The sequence below is a fragment of the Vibrio sp. 2132-1 genome, from assembly GCF_033344315.1.
Genome location: NZ_JAWPON010000812.1, coordinates 1 through 529, shown reverse-complemented (window position 1 = coordinate 529; position 529 = coordinate 1). Strand labels below are relative to the sequence as shown.

Below are 529 nucleotides of genomic sequence, written 5' to 3'. Positions count from 1 at the left end.
ACTAGCAGACAACGCATTAAAAGACGCGTGTGGTTTCACTAACCCTAAACAAGCAACTCACGAAGAGATTTCTGCAATCTTCGAAGCGGCAATGTAATCGCAGAAAGACAGATTCATCTCTAACACCTTAACTCAATCCCCGATCTGGTATCGGGGATTTTTATATTCATACACCGCTCGCTGCAACTTGTCATCATTTGGGGATCTCGCCATTTAGTGTTAGCTTTTAAGCATCCACGCACTTCAACATGGAAGGACCCATGAGAATTGTAACCATCGCCCTGCTCGCTTGTTTATCTTTTTCACTTCATGCTGCGCAATACCAAGCTGATGAGGTTGCCAATGGGTTTCAAGTCCCTTGGGGCATTGAATTTATCGATTCGCAACGCGTAGTAGTGAACGAGAAAAATGGCACCATTTCATTGCTCAATGTGATGACTGGTCAACGCCAAAAAATCCATACTGTTCAGAATGTTAACACCAGTGGACAAGCCGGTTTACTGGATGTCGCACTCGCCCCAAATACCGA

Annotated in this window: 1 protein-coding gene; it reads left to right on the top strand. The window is 44.8% G+C overall.

Translation table 11 applies throughout. The features are described from left to right. Nucleotides 1–260 precede the first annotated feature (260 nt). Nucleotides 261–529: PQQ-dependent sugar dehydrogenase (locus R8N47_RS28150; protein ID WP_318186475.1), on the top strand; the 269-nt coding region annotated here is incomplete at its 3' end.